Source organism: Sphingomonas sp. STIS6.2, assembly GCF_000732685.2.
Taxonomy (GTDB): Bacteria; Pseudomonadota; Alphaproteobacteria; order Sphingomonadales; family Sphingomonadaceae; genus Sphingomonas; species Sphingomonas aerolata.
The window spans coordinates 1-12,120 of record NZ_JPDP02000110.1 but is presented as its reverse complement, the minus strand read 5'-3'; the positions used below and the strand labels follow the sequence as shown (position 1 = coordinate 12,120).

The window sequence follows — 12,120 nt, the reverse complement described above, 5'->3', positions numbered from 1 at the left end:
TCGGCGGCGCCGCGGTGTTCCTGTCGTCGGCGGCTGCAAACTATGTGCAGGGCCACATCCTCGCTGTCGACGGCGGCTGGCTCGCACGCTAATGGGCAAGCTGCTCGCGTTTGGGGAGATCATGCTCCGCCTGTCGCCGCCGGGGCGTGAGCTGCTGTTGCAGACCCCGAAGCTCGACGTCTGGGTAGCAGGTGCCGAAGCCAATGTTGCGACCCAACTCGCCAAATTGGGCCATGACGTCGGCATTGCGAGTATGGTCCCCGACAACGACCTGGGCCGCGCCGCGGTAACCACCCTGCGCGGCCACGGCGTCGACACCACCGGCATCCAGCTCGGCGGCGAGCGCATAGGATTGTATTTCGTCACCTCCGGTGCCGGCCTCCGCGCTACCGAAGTGGTATACGACCGCGCTTATTCCTCCTTTGCCCAATCCCCCACCACAGCTTGGAACTGGGACACGCTGCTTGCAGGCGTCGACCGCCTTCATCTGTCGGGCATCACCCCCGCGCTCGGCCCTGCCCCCGCCGAGAGCGCGCTCGCCGCGGCCCGCGCGGCCAGCGACTGCGGCATCGCTGTTTCGTTCGACGGCAACTGGCGCGGCAAATTGTGGGAGCGCTGGAATGCGGACCCCCGCGCGATCCTGTCCGAACTCGTCGAACATGCCGACCTGATGTTCGGCAACCACCGCGATATCGCGCTGCTGCTCGGCCGCGACTTCCCGAGCAGCGCCGAAGATCGCCGACGCAACGCCGCGGAGGCGGCGTTCGAAGCCTTTCCGAAACTCCAGACGATCGCCTCCACCGCGCGCCATGTTGAGCATGTCGACCTGCACCGCCTGTCCGCCCGCGTCGACACGCGCGACGGTCACGCGCAGACCGACGAGGTCGTGCTGGCGGGAATCGTCGACCGCATCGGCGGCGGCGACGCGTTCGCCAGCGGCGTCCTCCATGCGCTGCGCTCGGGCCAGGACAGAGCTGGCGTGGCACAGACGGGGCTCGCGCTCGCCGCGCTGAAGCATTCGCTACCGGGCGATGCCTCGCTGTTCCGGCAGGTCGATATCGACGCCTATCGCAACGGCGGCCTGGATGTCCGCCGCTGATCACAAAGGTTGTCTCGGCTCTATTATTCGTAGGGCGTAAACCGCGAAGCGTCGCAGCGGCCGGGGGAAGAATAGTAGACGGTCAAGAAGTCGGCAAAGTGTGTCCGCAGCTGGTCCGGTATTCCACGCGCCGATCAGTACCGGGGCACGCGGCCACTCACACTCGAGCATCGCAGCAGCGCCGACGAGGCCCTGCTACGTTAAAATGTCTTTTCCAGGAAGTGGAGTTACTGGAATAAACAATCAGCGTGACGAACGCGGTTAGATCGCTTATATGTTAGTCAGACTCACTGCAGGAGCTTTCCATGGCGACCCTCGCTAACGCCGTCGACCCGGGCGACTTCGCTAATCTGGTGTTCGCCAGTCTGGTCGAGACCGCGCGCGCAAAGCCGGCCAAGCGTCGCGGGACCACGCGATCCGGCACGGTCGATGACACCTTATATATAGCGCCTACCGTTGAGGGCTTCTCCGAACAGTATCGAACGGCCGTCGATCACGCGATCGAGCAACTGGCCAAGGCCAGCATCGCGGCTGACCCGGACCGCCAAGCGCTTTATGCCATAGTCGACAAACTGCTGCCCGACGTCCGAGCGAGGCACCTCGAGCGCAAGATCGAGCAGCTCCTCGACGTCCTGGCCGACACGCATGATCCGATGGCCGAGTTTCATACCACGGTCGCGGCCGACAACACCGCCATCCGCCAGCGCTTCATGCACGAGGTCGAAACGCTCACTTCCGCGGAGGTTGCCGGGCGTGCTGGACACGAAGCCAAGAACCGTCACCAGACCGCGGCGCGTTGGAAGGCGCAGGCGCGCGTCTTTGCGGTCCCCTACCAGGGACAGGATCGCTTCCCGACGTTCCAGTTCGATGCCGACGGTAAGCCGCTTCCCCTCATCAAGAGGGTTCTAGAGGTCCTGCCGGCGAACCGGACACACTGGCAAACTGCTTTCTGGTTCGTGTCGTCCAATTCGTGGCTTGGTGGACCCGCTCCGAGGGAACTCCTCGACGATGACGCGGCCGTCCTCGAGGCTGCGGCGCATGAGAGCGACGAGATCAGCGGGTGACGGCGCTGCTGCCGACCGGCATCGTTCCCAAACCGCCGACCGCCTTTGCGACCCACGTCACCGATCTGGCCGTAGGCGCGGTTCTCTGGCGCATCCATGCTGAGCGCCTTGCCGGGGACGCGTTCAACCCCGGGATCGGCTTCTCGCGGTTCGCGCCGATCGGACCCGTGCGCAAACGCGTGCCGACTGCCTATGCCGCGGACGGTTTCGAGGCCGCGGTTTACGAGACGATCTTCCACGATCTCGATCCTGCTCAGTCCTTCAAAACGTACCCGCTGAGCAAGCTCGCCGAAGTACGCTGCTCGGTGCTCCGGGTCGCCACCCCGCTGGTGCTACGCTCCTTCCTCGCACCCGATCTGATGAAGCTCGGCCTCGCCCGTAATCAGCTGATCGATACACCGTCGCGGGAGTTCCCGGACACGCGGCGCTGGTCTGCGGCGCTACACCGCAAGGATGCCGTTACGCACGGGATGGTTTGGGAGTCTCGCGCCTATCCTTCGTCGCTGGCTATGATGTTCTTTGGTGATCGCTTGCCGCCCGGAGCGCTCAGCGTGGTCAGCTCGACCCGCATAGATGCCGATCCTGCACTTGCAATGCGGTTCAAAGCCCTCGCCGACCGCTCCGGGGTAACGCTGATTGTATGAAGCACACTTGCAGTCAGTCAGCGCCGTTCAGGCGGCACCCGGAACGGCTGCTCGTTCATGTGAGTAGACCAATTGCTCTGGCCGGCCGGGCAGGCGCTCGAACGGCGAGCCTGATTGGGAGCCGCCATTCCGCGTTTGACCGCGACGTGTCCGTCGAGGACACTCGGGGAACATGAGCACTGATTTCTCGACGCTTCATGATGATCAGTGTCGGGCGGGTCGACGCTGCCATCGCGCTGCCGATGGTAGCGCCGTCATGAGCCGAGATTGGCGCTTCTGGAAAGACCGCTTGCAGCCGGGCGCGCCGGGCAGGCTCGATCTCGTTGAGCTGGAGGGCCGTGACCGTGGGAAGCTGGGCCACCAGCAAGCCGTTGCCGGCGCTCGGCTCAAGGACGATGTCGGAGGGCATGGGAGCCGCCAGGATCAGGGCGACAGCAGCTAGGTCGAGGGGTGTCGAGAACTGTTGCCACTCGATCTGCTCCTCGCTTCTGACGGTCTGCGTCGGAAGCCGATCAAGCAGCACGGCAGCTTGCAGTACGTCATCATGTGTAACGTCCAAGCGATCTGTACTGCGACTGCGCATTGCAAGTGCAAGTGCAAGCTCCAGTACCTCGAAGCTCTCGCGCTGCGTCCAGCGGCCGTCGGCGTCGGAACCGCCGAAGGCGGTTGTCATCGCTTTGTTGAGCAAGGCGCGCGTGATCTTGTCCTGGCCCTCAAAGCTGGGAACGAGCCGCATCGCCGCAGCGGTGCAACATGACGCACGATCGCGTGCGGTGTGGAACAGGTCGTTCATGGGTGTCTCTTGGCTCTGTAGCTGCACGACGCAGCTCACCAGAAAGTCCCCCTCCCCTTCATGCTCCGGTTCTAACGTCGGCCCAGTCGCCGAACTGCCTCGGGGGCGGCATTCGCCGGAGTTCCAAGCCACGCGGATGGTAAGCTGCCCACGCCTTCCGACGGGCGCGGCGTCCCTCGGGATCGTTATCCTCGGCGAAGATCAACGTCCTGACCGAATCCGGGATATGGACGCGGTCTAGCCTCGCAGCGCCAAGCGTCGCCCAACACGGGATGCCGTTGTGCTGGGTGAACATAGCGGCCGTCTCGAAGCCCTCGGCAAGCGCCAGCGTATCCGTCACTCGCATGCCCTGCCAGCTCGCACCAGCCGGGGTCCCCAGCATCACCTTCTCGAGATACCCCCCGTGTTCGAGGTCGAGGAAGACCCGCTGGACGGCGCGTAGGGCTCGCCCTTCTCTGGCGGCGACTATCAGCGCGGGGAGAAACCGGGTGGTGGGCTTCGGTCCCCAAGGGCATCGCGGGTGAAATCGGAGGTCGTCGAACCCGTCGCAGATCCCGCGCCGCCTCAGGTACGCCTCAGCAGGCGTGCTGGCGACCGGGACGGCCTCGGTCCAAAGCCGCTCGACATTCGGCTGTCGGCTAAGCGGTGCCGCCTTTGGCTGCGGGTAATGCTGGCCGGGCCTCAGCTGAGCGATCTCTCTTAGCACGTCGTCCGCGTCGCAGCCTGCGAAGCAGTGGACGAGGATCCCTTCATGGCCCTGCCGGACCGAGAGACTCGGCGTCTTGTCTTGATGGGCAGGGCGAGGCGCGCGCTGATCGCAACGCCCGCTATGGCACCGATCCCGGCGTGCTGTTCTACACCCATGTCACCGACCGCTTCACGCCGTTCCACACCAAGGTCATCGCAGCCAATGCCGGCGAGGCCGCGCACGTCCTCGATGGCCTGCTCGACCATGAGAGCGAGCTGGTAATCCGCGAACATGCGACCGACACGGCAGGGGGCGGTCGATCATGTCTTCGGTCTGTGCCACCTGCTCGGCTTCCGCTTCGCGCCGCGCATCCGCGACCTCAACGAACGCCGGCTCTATGGCCTGTCATCGCTCGAACCTTGGCCGACGCTGCGCCCGCTCGTCTCAGGGCCGGTCAACGTCCGCGCGATCGAGGAGAATTGGGACGAAACCCTGCGCCTTGCCGCCTCGATCCGCGCCGGCACCGTCAGCGCTTCGGTCATGCTGCGCAAGCTGGCAGGTTTTCCGCGTCAAAACCCAGTCGCCCGCGCACTACGCGAGGTCGGACGGATCGAGCGCACCCTGTTCATGCTCAACTGGTTCGACGATCCTGAACAGCGGCGCCGAACCGGCAGCATCCTCAATAAGGGCGAGGCCCGCAACGCGCTCGCCCGCGCCATCTTCTTCAACCGCCTCGGCGAATTGCGCGATCGCACCTTCGAGAACCAGCGCCATCGTGCCTCCGGCCTGACCCTGCTCACCGCAGCCGTCACGCTCTGGAACACCGTCTATCTCGACCGCGCCGTCCGGCATTTGCGCGCCAGCGGTGTCGAGGTGCCGGACGAACTCCTCGCCCATGTCGCGCCGCTGGGCTGGGAGCATATCGGCCTCACCGGCGACTATCTGTGGAGCGAGATGGACAAACCCCGCGAACGGTTCAGGCCACTGCGCCTCTACCAGCAAGGCCGGGACGCTTAGCGTACGTTTTCGAACATCCTCTCACCGGACCCCTTAATTGACGTTCGAGACGTTGGCAAATCTGCTCCTTCGCTGACGCCGACGCCAGCGACCATTTGAATTTTGCCGGGTGTGCTCCACACTTCTGATCGAATATGATTGATCAAGCTCTCATGCGCGGAGCGGTCACCGCTCTAACCGTATCCGTCGCTGGGCCTAAGCACCGGCAAGGTCGCGCAGGAGACGCAAAACACCTGTTTGTCGCACAATAGTGATTGCGACTGGGTTTTCCACATAGGTGCCCTCAAACTGGCTTCGTCGTTCAGACAGTGCGAAGGGCGGGAGACTCCAGTCTGAGCCAGCGCCGCCTTCGTGGGAAGCGACGCAGCAGGACCCTTTCAACTATCGCTACGATCAACATTCCGCCCGCAATCACGGCGTCCTAAAAGCTATAACTGCCGCGCATGAACACTGATCGACCGTTAAATCCGAAGGGGGAAACGGCGTTGTAAGGCTGGGTGCCAGCATTGTCGGCGCCATTGCTCCCGACCGCAACGCTAGAGACCGTTGAGGCGATATTTTCGTCCGGATAAATGTCAAAGACGTTCTGCGCTCCCACGCTCAGCCTAAACGCACGGGTTGCCTGCCAGCCAACATCGATATCCGTCAGAATCTTGGCACCAAAGCGCTGGACGATGTCTGAGTTCGCCGCACTACCCGTCAAGGGAACCAAGCGAACGTCATAGCCCTGAACCAATGCTGCGACTTGGGCCGGCGTACGATTAAGCAACGCTACCGTCGCGACGCGCCCATACCGGGTGTTGGTGAGCGACAACGTAAACGGTCCCCGCGCATAGTTCAGATCCAGTGTGATCTTGTCGCGCGGTAGGCTGTCAGAAAAGCGAAGTTGCTGGGTGAGGTCAAAGAGCGGCGTGGTGATGCCCAGTGCCGCGATCGGCGCCGGGGTGCCCGCGATCCTGTCGAACGTCGTCTTGTTGTAATTGCCCGCAAGCGTGGCCGTGATCCGGCTTCCGTCTCCGAAACGATGTCGGTAGTTCATGACCAGATCGATGCCCTTTGTCTCCGTGTCGACCGCGTTGGTCAGGAACGACAACGCAGCGAAGCCAGACTGCCTATTGGCGGCCAGATAGTTCGTTAGGCGGGCGTCCTGGAAGGTCGATGAGATGGCGATGCGGTCACGCACCTTGATCCGGTAGGCATCGAGCGTCGCCGTGAAACCGCCGGCCTCGAAGACGGTACCAATAGATACGTTGCGTGACTGTTCAGGTTTCAGGTCAGTCGCGCCTGCCAGCCGCGCTGCAGGATTGTCGACTGCCGCCACTCGTACGATCGCCTGGGCGCCGTTGAGGATCAGCGTATTCGATGCGTTATAGCCGGACTGTGCCAGCGCAGGCGCGCGAAAGCCGGTGTTGTAAGAGCCTCGCAGCGCAAGCCCGCCGAACAGACTGAGCCGCCCGGCAGCCTTGAAATTGGTGGTACTGCCGAAGTCGGAATAACGTTCGTGCCTGGCCGCACCTGAAAACAGCAGCCAGCCGAAAAACCGCTTTTCCACTTCGCCATACAGCGCGACGCTATCGCGAGCGATCGACGCACGATCATCGGGTCCGTTGCTTGGTCCCGGTTGCGAACCTATCGGCCCCGGACGACCGGCGTTGGGGCCATCCGGAATTAATACCCCGCCATTGCGATAGCCATCAGGCGCCCCCGAGAAAAGACGGTAGGCTTCCTCGCGATACTCGGCGCCGAAAGCCAGTCTGAACGGCTGATCGTCACCGACCGGGATCTCTCGCGTAAAATCGAGGTTCGAGGTCCATTGATAGAAGTCGCTACCGCCACGGTAAAAGCGCGACGGGGAGGCAGCCCCCAAGGACACGTTGACGCTGTCGACGTAAGTCGTGCGGACGGTACTGACGCCATAGACGGTCGACAGGTCCCAACCGAACCCCGCCAGGTCGTCTCCACGCAGACCGATCGCGGTGGAAATGTTCTCCAGCCTGGTGTCGAGGCCCGGGCTGTAACCGTCCGGGTAGAGCGCGCGTACCGTCTCGTCCTGTCCAGGACGGCGGAAGAAATACTGGATGTCGCCATCGAGGCGATTGTACCCACCAAAGCTGTAAAATTCGGTCCCCCCTGGCAGGGGCGCGACGAGGTTGTAGAAGAGCTGGTAGTTCCGGTTTGGCTGATCGCCCTGCTGGAATACGTTCCGGTCGAACCCGGCTTCCCGGGGGTCGAGCGTCCCGTTCGATGGTGTCAGTCCAACACCGGAGCCATAATTGCCAGAAGGCGCGACTGGCAGACCAGCGACGTTCGTCCCGAAATACTGCTGCCGCGTATCCGCCCGCGCACGATTGGTGCCATCCCGGTCTTGGTAAGCCGCGGTCAGGCGCAGGACGCCGTTCGCTCCGAGCGGGATGCCTGAGGAGGCGCTTGCCTCGTAGGTGTCGCCGTCGCCCTTCGTAGTCTGCACATAGCCCGCCTGCGCGATGGTGCCGAGCGAGCGGTCGAGGATCATGTTGATGACCCCCGAGATCGCGTCCGAGCCGTACTGGGCGGCAGCACCATCGCGCAGCACTTCGATCCTCGACATGGCAAGGGTCGGGATGGCGTTGAAATCAACCGCGACGTCGCCGCGACCGATGCCGTTACTCGAATTGAGGTCGGCCGTGGTGTGGCGACGTTTGCCATTGATCAGCACGAGCAGTTCGCCGGCCCCTAGTCCGCGCAGGGACGGTGGCTGGATGAAATCGCCGACACCTGATGCCAGCGGTCGCGGAGCGCTGAAGCTCGGCACCTGAACCTTCAGCATCTGGATGAGATCGACACGCCCGCTTTGTTGCAGCGCCTCGCGCGATATGGCGTCCACTGGCGTCGACGATTGCGTTGCCGTGCGGCCACCAAAACGGCTGCCGGTAACGATGATCTCGCCGGCCTCATCGTCGTCTTCGACTGCGTCGGCTTCTCGAACGACCTCCTGCGCCAACGCAGGCATCGGCATCGTAGCGGTGGCGGCAAGCGCTATCGCGAAAGATCGCATGTAGATCCCCTTAGGTGATGTTATCTTATTATGTTTGGCGAATTGCTGATGGCCGCTTTTTTAGGAGCGGAAGGCCTGGTAGCGCTGGGTTAGCGATCACCGCCGTGGAGGGGCGGTATCGTCACAGGTCGGCAGCCTCGCCTGATCCACCCTCGGCATTTATTCGAGTGGTAAAGCTCGGCGCCCGGCCAAAGTCGGCTCTGCCAAACGGCCGGTCGCGAAACAGATACCCGTAGTAGAAATTGCGCAGCCTGGCGTGGAAGGCACGCACTTGGTCCTGATATGCCAGCTGTGCGCGAACGTCGGTGTCAGCCAGCCGGGTCAGTAAAGCCTGTACTCCTACCGAAGGCAGCACCCACCCAAGCATGCGCGCCGAGGCATCGCGGCGTTCCAACCCGCTTCGATAAGCACGGACCTTGGTCGCGACGCTTTCGTCACCGACCTGATGGAAGGCGAAATACCATTTGTAATGAAAGGTGGATCCGAGTGGGGCAGAGTCCGCCCATTCGGGATGACCGGCATAGAAGCGGCGCATTGTCGTTTCGCGGGGAATGTCCCAGGCGCGGTTGACCATCTCGCGCTGGGCCAGCGCGATCTCTGCACCCTGACCGATCGGCACGGCGCGGTTGATTGCGACTTGCGCCAGTGTCGGCAGGACGAGCACCAGTGCAAGCCAGCACGCTGCCAGCGTTGCAGCGTTTGCGACCGAGCTCCAGCGGAGTCTTGCGACCAGTGCGGCGAGCGCCATCCAGAACAGGAAATAGGCGAGGATCACGGCGAGAACCGCCAGGATGGCTGCGCCCCCAACACCGGACGCTACCGCGGTAACGAGGAAGGGCACGGCAAGCGCCGCCCATAACAGCACAATACGCAACAGCATACGTCGCCGGAGCAGCATTGCGCCGCCCCGCGGTAGGGCATCCAGCATTCGCAGCCGCCCCGCCTCGCGTTCGCCGGACGTCAGATCATGGAACAGCGCCAACACGAACAGCGGCGCGAGGAAGACGAGCACGAACGCGAAATCGAACCGGCCCGGCAGAGCGAGTTCAGGATTGAAGACGTCGCCGTCATAGATTTGCGCTTCCAGCCCCAGCGCGCGGACGCGCAAGATGTAGGGCGAGACGTCGCGCATCCCAAGTGCGGCGAAGGCCAACGGGGACGGTGCGTCCCAGGTTGGGTGGAAGCTGTAATAGCCCGCGCTGCCCGCGTCCTTAGTCCGGTCGACATAGTCGGCAACGGCCGCGATATCTTCGGATTGCGCGGCCGGGATTGCGGCGATCGCGGTGCGCTGCCGGGAGATTTCTACCATGCCCGCGGTGACGGAAACGGCGGTGAGTATGGCCAGGAGGATCAGTGCCACGACGCTTAGCCGCGCACGGAGCAACAGGCGCAGTTCATGTATCCATAGGGTCATCGACGGGCTCCCAGACGGCGAGTCACCCGTTTGAGCAGCAGTGTGGCGACTGCCAACCACAATCCCAGAATGATGATCCCGGGCAGCGCTGCGGTTGCAAGCGCCGCGGCGCTTGGCGCAACGAAGGCGAAATCAGGCATCTGTTGCCAATTGTCCGCTGCAATCCGCTTGCGGCGATCGGCACCCGCATCTTCGGCGATATCGTCAGCGTAGCTGACATTCTTCGCCTCCATCCGGTTGAGACGCTGCACAAGGGCGTAGCGATACGTTTCTGCCTGTTCAAGGAAGCGGCGATGTCCGGCAAAGTCGGTGTCCGCCGCAGCCATCGACAGCGCGCGGATCGCGATCGTTGGGCTCAGCACACCGATCGCATCGACCAACCGGTTCTGAGCGGTCTGCGCCGCGAAGCTGGCACCTGCATAGCGATCGAACAGGCCGGACGTCAGCCGCTCCCCCTCCATCGCGAGCAGTCCTTTGTAGTTCACCGGCAGATCCTCGACCCGGGTTACGCCGTAGCGCTGCAGGACAGACTGCTTGAAGGCTGCCAGATGCGGATCGTCGGGATTGTGACTGTCGCCCAGCTGGCGCAGGTCGCGCGCGATGGCGACATCGGTCTGAAGACGGTTCTGGAGCGGCACTGCGGCCCCCGCAATGTCGGGGGCGATGCGCGGCAGCAGTACGACCGCGACCGTCCATATTGCCAGCAGTGCAAGGAGGGCATCACGCCCGCGCCGGGCAAACCCCGACGCGAGCAGGATCAGGACGACCCACAATGCAAGATACAGCGCATAGCCAAGCCCGATGACCGCCATTGGCAACGCCAGCGTGCCGGGTTGCGCGACGACTGCGACAAAACCGACCATCGCCGGCAATCCGACGATCAAGGCCACGATCCCGAGCGCGGCAAGCTTGCCACGCACCAGCTGTCCCCGTGAGACACCCTGCAGCATCAGTAATCGCAGCGTTCCTCGTTCGGTCTCGCGCGCCAGCCCGCCGAAGCCCAGGAAGATCAGCAGTAATGGGGCAACTACCTGGAGGACGAAGGCGGGGGTGAGTTGCCCAAAGCGGACCAGCAAGGAGCTTTGCCGCACGTCGCCAAAATTGGCGCTGTTCTGGCGGTGGCCTTCGAGAAACATGCTGTTGCCCGTGAAGGCATCGACACCGGGATCGAACGCGGCCAACGCACCCAGCGGGCGATAGATGAAGGTGCCGTAATGGACCATGCGGTGCGGGTGGCGATCAGGTTGAGCCTTGAACGCCGCAGCAGCCACCTGCTGATGCCGCGTGCGCAGCTCGGCAATGCCACGTTGATGCGACCATGAACTGAGTACAGCCGCCAGGGTCAGCAGGACGAGCAGAACAAGCGCGATCACCGCCACGCGGTTGCGTGCCATCAACCGGAGTTCATCACGCGCGATCAGGTGTGTCGCACTCACGCCGCACGGGTCCCTACGCCGACTTGGAACCGTGCGTGCAGGGCGCGAATGTCGAATCTTTCGGACCCGGTGGCCGTGACATCCTCGACGATCCGGCCCTGTTCAAGGAAGGCGATCCGGTCGGCGACATCGGCGGCAGATAAGAGGTCGTGCGTTACCATCAGCACCGCGGTGCCACGGTCGCGCACTTTCAGGAGCAGCGCGTTGAAGTCGGCGGTTGCGCGCGGGTCAAGACCAGAGGTCGGCTCGTCAAGCAGCAGCACGGGCACTTCGCGCAGCAGCGCCACTGCAATCGCGACCTTCTGCCGCATACCCTTGGAAAAGCCGCCCAGCCGTTGGTCCCACGCCCGGTCCTGCAACCCGGCAGCTGCCAGCGCGTTGGTAATCGTTCCTCTGTCCTGACGTTGATCGGCAAGTGCCAGCAGGTAATTGGCATTCTCAACCGCGCTCAGATGCTCGTACAGCGCGACGTTCTCGGGGAGATAAGCAATGCGTCGGCGCGCCGCGTCAGCGTCAGCGCCTGGATCGATGCCGCAGACCGCGATCTGTCCCGCATCGGCGCGCACAAAGCCAAGCAGAGCGGACAAGGTGGTCGACTTGCCCGCTCCGTTGCCACCGAGCAACGCCGTGATGCTGCTGGCGGGAACAGTGAGCGATAGACCGTCGAGAACGCGATGGTTGCCGTAGGCAAGCGCCAGTTCGTAGATAGCGATAGGGTTACCGTTGTTATCGGGCATAGGCCTCAATCTGCAAGCAACATGATATAGCGTATCATAGAGGGTCGGTGCCGCGTTGCAACATTCTAGGTTGGGGGAGGGCTGTTAGCGCGCGACACACGGCTCATCGCCGGCCGAATGCTCATACGTACCGCTGAGAGCAGCCAGCGAGCATTGTCGACGCCTATCGGAGCCGCAGGCTAGCTGTTTAGTCC

9 protein-coding genes and 2 pseudogenes are annotated in these 12,120 nt (G+C 63.3%); 5 read left to right on the top strand and 6 right to left on the bottom strand.

Annotated elements, in window-relative coordinates; translation table 11 throughout:
• The 4 genes and pseudogenes from sphst_RS21265 to sphst_RS13600 all read left to right on the top strand — a co-directional run.
• A pseudogene (locus tag sphst_RS21265) lies at nucleotides 1-92 on the top strand (2-deoxy-D-gluconate 3-dehydrogenase); the annotation flags it as partial.
• On the top strand, nucleotides 92-1,099 hold the full coding sequence (locus sphst_RS13610; protein WP_107045689.1) for a sugar kinase: 1,008 nt from the start codon (nucleotides 92-94) through the stop codon (nucleotides 1,097-1,099). The pseudogene sphst_RS21265 and the gene sphst_RS13610, both read left to right, overlap by 1 nt.
• Before the next feature lie 305 nt (nucleotides 1,100-1,404).
• A complete protein-coding gene (locus sphst_RS13605) occupies nucleotides 1,405-2,163 on the top strand; it encodes a hypothetical protein (protein WP_051916228.1) in 759 nt (252 codons plus the stop codon).
• A complete protein-coding gene (locus sphst_RS13600; protein ID WP_051916230.1) occupies nucleotides 2,160-2,807 on the top strand; it encodes an RES family NAD+ phosphorylase in 648 nt (215 codons plus the stop codon). Before sphst_RS13605 ends, sphst_RS13600 begins: the two co-directional genes overlap by 4 nt.
• Before the next feature lie 55 nt (nucleotides 2,808-2,862).
• On the opposite strand, the gene sphst_RS21570 is transcribed toward sphst_RS13600, so the two are convergent.
• Both sphst_RS21570 and sphst_RS13590 read right to left on the bottom strand, forming a co-directional pair.
• Nucleotides 2,863-3,600 (bottom strand): hypothetical protein, encoded by a 738-nt coding sequence (locus tag sphst_RS21570; protein WP_159043625.1) that lies wholly within the window; start codon nucleotides 3,598-3,600, stop codon nucleotides 2,863-2,865.
• A gap of 58 nt (nucleotides 3,601-3,658) precedes the next feature.
• Entirely contained in the window at nucleotides 3,659-4,306 is a 648-nt protein-coding gene (locus sphst_RS13590) for a DUF7146 domain-containing protein (RefSeq protein WP_234387649.1), read from the bottom strand.
• An 86-nt stretch (nucleotides 4,307-4,392) separates the two neighbouring features.
• Between sphst_RS13590 and sphst_RS13585 the strand changes: the two are divergent.
• Nucleotides 4,393-5,305, top strand: a pseudogene (locus tag sphst_RS13585) (Tn3 family transposase); the annotation flags it as partial.
• A gap of 421 nt (nucleotides 5,306-5,726) precedes the next feature.
• Here sphst_RS13585 and sphst_RS13580 read toward each other — a convergent pair.
• The 4 genes from sphst_RS13580 to sphst_RS13565 form a co-directional block, all read right to left on the bottom strand.
• A complete protein-coding gene (locus tag sphst_RS13580) occupies nucleotides 5,727-8,339 on the bottom strand; it encodes a TonB-dependent receptor plug domain-containing protein (RefSeq protein ID WP_031393158.1) in 2,613 nt (870 codons plus the stop codon).
• Between the two features lie 121 nt (nucleotides 8,340-8,460).
• Nucleotides 8,461-9,753: a DUF3526 domain-containing protein gene (locus tag sphst_RS13575; protein WP_051916231.1), complete on the bottom strand. Its 1,293-nt coding sequence runs from the start codon at nucleotides 9,751-9,753 to the stop codon at nucleotides 8,461-8,463.
• Complete coding sequence (locus sphst_RS13570) at nucleotides 9,750-11,189, bottom strand: ABC transporter permease (protein WP_031393160.1); 1,440 nt, start codon at nucleotides 11,187-11,189, stop codon at nucleotides 9,750-9,752. Before sphst_RS13570 ends, sphst_RS13575 begins: the two co-directional genes overlap by 4 nt.
• Nucleotides 11,186-11,926: an ABC transporter ATP-binding protein gene (locus sphst_RS13565; RefSeq protein ID WP_031393161.1), complete on the bottom strand. Its 741-nt coding sequence runs from the start codon at nucleotides 11,924-11,926 to the stop codon at nucleotides 11,186-11,188. The genes sphst_RS13570 and sphst_RS13565 overlap by 4 nt, the downstream gene beginning before the upstream one ends.
• Between the last annotated feature and the right edge of the window lie 194 nt (nucleotides 11,927-12,120).

Bases quoted from the DNA above. Each gene is read 5' to 3' on its own strand.
- sphst_RS13575 (WP_051916231.1), bottom strand. From the start codon at position 9,753: ATGACCCTATGGATACATGAACTGCGCCTGTTGCTCCGTGCGCGGCTA.
- sphst_RS21570 (WP_159043625.1), bottom strand. From the start codon at position 3,600: ATGAACGACCTGTTCCACACCGCACGCGATCGTGCGTCATGTTGCACC.
- sphst_RS13565 (WP_031393161.1), bottom strand. From the start codon at position 11,926: ATGCCCGATAACAACGGTAACCCTATCGCTATCTACGAACTGGCGCTT.
- sphst_RS13605 (WP_051916228.1), top strand. From the start codon at position 1,405: ATGGCGACCCTCGCTAACGCCGTCGACCCGGGCGACTTCGCTAATCTG.
- sphst_RS13580 (WP_031393158.1), bottom strand. From the start codon at position 8,339: ATGCGATCTTTCGCGATAGCGCTTGCCGCCACCGCTACGATGCCGATG.
- sphst_RS13610 (WP_107045689.1), top strand. From the start codon at position 92: ATGGGCAAGCTGCTCGCGTTTGGGGAGATCATGCTCCGCCTGTCGCCG.